The sequence below is a fragment of the Lacisediminimonas sp. genome (assembly GCF_030645335.1).
Taxonomy (GTDB): domain Bacteria; phylum Pseudomonadota; class Gammaproteobacteria; order Burkholderiales; family Burkholderiaceae_D; genus Lacisediminimonas.
Genome location: NZ_JAUSNH010000050.1, coordinates 1 through 4,716, shown reverse-complemented (window position 1 = coordinate 4,716; position 4,716 = coordinate 1). Strand labels below are relative to the sequence as shown.

General features: G+C 63.9%; 5 protein-coding genes. All 5 read right to left on the bottom strand.

Annotation, left to right across the window (positions count from 1 at the left end):
* Positions 1-314: quinolinate synthase NadA (gene nadA / locus Q7T64_RS03995; protein WP_304791549.1), on the bottom strand; the 314-nt coding region annotated here is incomplete at its 3' end.
* 229 nt (positions 315-543) lie between these two features.
* Complete coding sequence (locus Q7T64_RS03990) at positions 544-2,148, bottom strand: ABC-F family ATPase (protein ID WP_304791546.1); 1,605 nt, start codon at positions 2,146-2,148, stop codon at positions 544-546.
* A gap of 88 nt (positions 2,149-2,236) precedes the next feature.
* Positions 2,237-2,863: a 2-dehydro-3-deoxy-6-phosphogalactonate aldolase gene (locus Q7T64_RS03985; protein WP_304791543.1), complete on the bottom strand. Its 627-nt coding sequence runs from the start codon at positions 2,861-2,863 to the stop codon at positions 2,237-2,239.
* Positions 2,863-3,813 (bottom strand): 2-dehydro-3-deoxygalactonokinase, encoded by a 951-nt coding sequence (locus Q7T64_RS03980; protein WP_304791540.1) that lies wholly within the window; start codon positions 3,811-3,813, stop codon positions 2,863-2,865. Before Q7T64_RS03980 ends, Q7T64_RS03985 begins: the two co-directional genes overlap by 1 nt.
* A 125-nt stretch (positions 3,814-3,938) precedes the next feature.
* Positions 3,939-4,716 (bottom strand): ATP-binding protein (locus tag Q7T64_RS03975; protein WP_304791535.1); only part of this gene is annotated, 778 nt, incomplete at its 5' end.

Here is a 4,716-nt window from a genome sequence, read left to right as displayed (position 1 = left end):
CCCATGAAGCGCACACCGGCCACCACCAGCGTACGGGCCGGATGGTCGCGGCCGAAACGGGCCATCTCCAGAGAGTCCGATACGCAGCCACCGGTTTCGTCGGCCAGGTCCTGCAAATCGCTGTCGACGTAATAGTGCGCGACCAGCACGGCGCCGCGCTCTTTCAGCAAGCGCCGGATACGTTCCTTCAGTGCGAGCTTTTGCTCTGCGGTGGGCATGGCCGGCACGCGAGCCCAGGCCGACGCGGTGCAGCTGATGCTTCCGCGCATCTGCGGCCGTTCAAACTCGACAGACTTCAGGGGAATCGTTTGCATGTGGACGCAGACTTCTCTTAAAAAATTTGCAATGCGCTAAACCAATGCGCGGGGCTTCTGCTTGCGCAGCTTACATGATACTGGGCGACCCGTTTTCAAGTGGCAAAGTGCCTGTTGGCACCTTGTCACGCCAGCCTCTGTATCTCTGGTGCTTTCCTTTGGAAAGATCCCAACGTCGGGATAAAAACCAGCAGGCGACTGCCGATCGCTTGAAAACCGGCCGCGCCGGTCAGACCTCGATACCCTGGCTACGCAGGTAATCCTCGTAACCACCCAGGAAATCGATCACCTGCCCATCCTTGAGCTCGATGATGCGGGTCGCCAGCGAGGAGACGAATTCGCGGTCGTGCGACACGAAAATCAGGGTGCCGACATACTTTTCGAGCGCAATGTTGAGCGCCTCGATCGACTCCATGTCCATATGGTTGGTCGGCTCGTCCATCAGCAGCACGTTATGCCGGCCGAGCATCAGCTTGCCATAAATCATCCGGCCCTTTTCACCGCCGGAAAGCACCTGCACCGACTTTTTCACTTCGTCGCCGGAAAACAGCAAGCGGCCGAGGATCGAGCGCACCGCCTGGTCGTCGTCGCCTTCGCGGGTCCAGCGTCCCATCCAGTCGGTCAGGTCGCGATCGGTGGCGAATTCTTCGGTCGGGTCCTGCGGCATGTAGCCGGGGTCGGCATTTTCTGCCCATTTGACGATGCCGCTGTCCGGCGCCAGACCACACAGCTCGGGACCGCCGATGCAACGCAGCAGCGTGGTCTTGCCGGCGCCATTGGCGCCGATGATGGCGATCTTTTCGCCTGCTTCGACCGCAATGCTGAGGTTCTTGAACAACTGATGGTCAAAGGCTTTCGCAATCGAATGGGTCTCGACCGCCAGCCGGTGCAGCTTTTTCTCCATCTCGAAGCGGATGAAGGGCGTGGCGCGGCTCGATGGCTTGATGTCGTCGAGCTTGATCTTGTCGATCTGGCGTGCGCGCGAGGTGGCCTGGCGCGCCTTGGACTTATTGGCCGAAAAGCGCCGCACGAACTCCTGCAGCTCGGCAACCTTTTCCTTGGCCTTGGTATTGGCCGACATCAACTGCGCACGGGCTTGCGAGGATGCCAGCATGTAGTCGTCGTAATTGCCGGGATACACCTTCAGCGTGCCGTAATCCATGTCCGCCATGTGGGTGCACACCTGGTTCAGGAAGTGCCAGTCATGGGAGATGATGATCATCGTCGAATTGCGCTGGTTCAGTACGTCTTCCAGCCAGCGGATGGTGTTGATGTCCAGGTTGTTGGTCGGCTCGTCGAGCAACAGGATGTCCGGGTTGGAAAACAAAGCCTGCGCCAGCAGCACGCGCAGCTTCCAGCCGGGTGCGACATTGCTCATCGGCCCCTGGTGCTGTTCGATCGGCACACCGACGCCGAGCAGCAGTTCGCCGGCCCGGGCTTCGGCGGTATAACCGTCGTATTCAGCGAACTTTGCTTCCAGGTCGGCGGCGCGCATGTAGTCGTCGTCGGTGGCGTCCGGGTCGGCATAGATCGCGTCGCGCGTGGTCATGGCGGCCCACATTTCGACGTGACCCATCATCACCACGTCGAGCACGCGCATTTCCTCGAACGCAAACTGGTCCTGGCGCAGCTTGCCCAGCCGTTCGTTGGCATCGAGCGCGACATTGCCGCCGCTGGGCTCGAGATCGCCGCCGAGGATTTTCATGAAAGTCGACTTGCCGCAGCCGTTGGCGCCGATCAGGCCATAGCGGTTGCCATCGCCGAACTTGACGGAGATGTTTTCAAACAGCGGCTTGGCGCCGAACTGCATGGTGATATTTGCGGTGGAAAGCACAGGAAAAACCTTTGGCACGGCCAATGAGAAGAACCGGTGATTCTATCATCCGGCCGGGCCGTGCAGCCCGAAGCAGCCCCCGGCAGGTTCAATCGGCGGCAATCAGCCGCTGGCGTGCGCTGATGAAGGCCGCCGCCGCCTGCGCCAGCGCCGCCGGCGCGACGCCGCTCTGGTAAAGGGCGCCGCCGATGCCAAAGCCATTGGCGCCGGCCCTGGCATAGGCGGCCATGTTGTCCACGTCGATGCCGCCCACCGGCATCAGCAGCACCTCGGGCGGCAATACCGAGCGCAGCGCTTTTACCGCCGCCGGCGGGATCATTTCAGCGGGAAACAGCTTGAGTCCGTGGGCGCCGGCCGCCAGCGCCTGCCAGGCCTCGCTCGGCGTGACGACGCCGGGGAATGCCAGCATGTCCAGCGCCACGGCGCGGCGCACGACAGCGGCGTCGAAGTTGGGGGACACCATCATCCGCCCGCCGGCAGCATGCACCTGCTCGACGTGCTCCACGCTCAGCATGGTGCCGCCGCCGATGATCGCGTCCGGCGGGGCGATTTGCAGCAGCGCCTGGATTGCCGCCAGCGCGCCCGGCCGGTTCAGCGGCACTTCCAGCAGCCGAAAGCCGGCGTCGAACAAGGCCCGTCCCACCTGCGGCGCTTCGTGCGCACCCAGGCCGCGCAGGATGGCCACCAGCGGAAGCACCCCCAGGTCTGCCTGCATCAGCCACCCTCCCCGGTAGCCGATTGGCTGCTTGCGGCAGGCTGCGGCATGGCCCCTGCCGCCAGGATGCGCAAGGCAGCCACATAGACGGCATCAGGCTGCCAGCAGCGCGCCTGCAGCCCGATATGGCGCAGCGCCAGCGCATAGCGCTCGGCCAATTTCTCGCTGCCCACTACCTGTACGACGCCGCGAACCTCCGCGCGTCGTTGGATTTCCTGCAATTCGCAGCCGATCAGCAGACCGGACAGCCATGATGCCGCATGCGAAGCCGGCATCTGGTCGGTCACGACCAGCGCCCGGCAGGAAAACGCGCGGTGGGTGAAAGGGCCGGACGCGGCCGCCTCCAGACCCTGCAAGAAGGCTTCCGGCACATCGGCTGCATGGTGTTGCATCAGGGCGGCCAGCGTGCCGCGCTCGGACAGCAACGCGAACAATTCGCCAGTCATGAAGGTCAGCAAGTGCCTGATCCGGTCTTGCGCGACATGCACCCATTTGCAGTGGGTGCCCGGCAGCACGAACCAGCCCTCCGGTGCGCCGCTGGCCAGTGCGCCCAGGATCTGCGTCTCTTCGCCGCGCATCACGTCGGGCATGCCGGCATCATCCGTCGCCCGGTAGCCGGGCACGATCCGGCAACTGACGCCGGGCAGCTTGCTGTCGATCTCCAGCATTGCTGCGGGCAAGCGGTGCAGCGGGTGGATGGTGTCGAGATACGGCACATCGCGCCAGCCGTTGCGGCTGCCCACCATGCCCGACATCAGGACCTGCGCAGGCCGCACCTGCATGCTGGCGAGCAGCTCGCGCAAGGAGCGGGCGAAATCGCCCTTGACCGCCAGGATGCCCTGGTCGTCGGCATGCAGCCGTGCGATTTCGCCGCCCTCGTCCAGCAAATAGGCGCGCCGGTTGGTGGTGCCCCAGTCGATGCCCAGTATCGGCTGCTTGCCAGATGCCATTGCGAGCCCGGTAGGAGTTGGCCAGGCAATTTGGATGCGTGGCACAGCCGACCGTTCCCGTGTTTGTCACAGCTCATCAGGCCGGCGCGGGCCTGATGGTGACTGCGGATCGCTGCCCTGGTGATTTATCCGGGATTATGGGCTTTGCCTGTTTCCCCGGACGCAGCCCCGACCACTGCCTCCGCCGGAAACCGCACACTGAACACACTACCCTTCCCCGGCACGGAATCGATCCCCAGGCTTGCCCCATGCCGCAGCATCACATGCTTGACAATCGCCAGCCCCAGCCCGGTCCCGCGCGTCTCGCGCGACCGATTCTTGTCGACCCGATAAAACCGCTCGGTCAGGCGTGAAAGATGCTGCGCTTCAATCCCGATCCCGTTATCGCGAACCATGAACAAGGGCCCCGCCTCCGAATCCCGCCAGGCAATATCGATCTGCCCCCCATCCGGCGTATACCGAATGGCATTGCTGACCAGGTTGCCGAACGCACTGCGCAACTCATCGGCGCTGCCGACCAGGTCCGGGCCGGTGCATTCAACCGTAATCTGGTGCCGTCCGGCAGACAGTGCCCGCGCCTCGGTCGCCACCGTACTGGTCAGCGCATGCATATCGACCGGCTCGGACCGTATCGGATAGTCGGGTGACTCCAGACGGGTCAGCACCAGCATGTCATCCACCAGGTTCTGCATCCGCCGCCCCTGCTCGGCCATCAGCCGCACATGCGCCGCGCGCGTCGCTGCATCAAGATCGGGATCGGCAGCAAACTCGAGGAAACCATTGATGACCGTCAGCGGCGTGCGCAGCTCATGCGAGGCATTGGCGACGAAATCGCGGCGCAAGGGGTCCCTCGGCGCGGCAACGGAGCCGTCAGGCGTGACCAGGATCTGCCGGCGGGTCTCG

Coding starts and splice junctions, on each gene's coding strand:
- Q7T64_RS03980 (WP_304791540.1), bottom strand. CDS start 3,813: ATGGCATCTGGCAAGCAGCCGATACTGGGCATCGACTGGGGCACCACC.
- Q7T64_RS03985 (WP_304791543.1), bottom strand. CDS start 2,863: ATGCAGGCAGACCTGGGGGTGCTTCCGCTGGTGGCCATCCTGCGCGGC.